This window comes from Mycobacterium sp., from assembly GCF_008709575.1.
Classification (GTDB): domain Bacteria; phylum Actinomycetota; class Actinomycetes; order Mycobacteriales; family Mycobacteriaceae; genus Mycobacterium.
On sequence record NZ_VYIK01000521.1, the window covers coordinates 1 to 559 of the forward strand.

Annotated in this window: 1 protein-coding gene; it reads left to right on the top strand. The window is 60.5% G+C overall.

The features are described 5' to 3' along the window. On the top strand, positions 1–472 hold a 472-nt coding region (locus tag F6Q13_RS19940; protein ID WP_293060139.1), incomplete at its 5' end, for a tyrosine-type recombinase/integrase. Between the last annotated feature and the right edge of the window lie 87 nt (positions 473–559).

The following is a 559-nucleotide window of genomic DNA, read 5'->3' on the forward strand; positions in this document are numbered from 1 at the left end:
CAACGTCACCGCGCATCAACTGCGACACACGCTAGCCACCCAGGCGGTGAATCGGGGCATGAGCCTGGATGCGATCGCAGCACTGCTCGGACACAAAACCTTAGCCATGACAATGGTTTACGCACGAATTGCTGATAAGACCGTCGCCGAGGAGTACTTCGCCGTCACCGAGAAAGTGGAACTACTCTACGGCCAACCCCATCAACTCGCCGGCGACGACGAAGGCCGCGAAATGCGCAAACTGCGTAACGAGATGCACCGCCGCATGCTGGGCAACGGCTACTGCGCACGACCGGTCGAGATGGACTGCCACTTCGAGTCCATCTGCGAATCCTGCAGCTTCTTCGTTACCACCCTCGAGTTCCGGCCCACGCTGCAACGCCAGCGCGACGATGCCGCCAACAAGGGCCAACTCGGCCGCCAGAAGATCTTCGACGGCATCCTCGACCGCCTCGATACCACCGCCTCGTGACCGCCCTACTTGACTCGATCACCCGCATAAGTACAACACCAGCCGGCTTATGCACCGTCTCGGGCTGAAACCGCCCGTCGAATACGA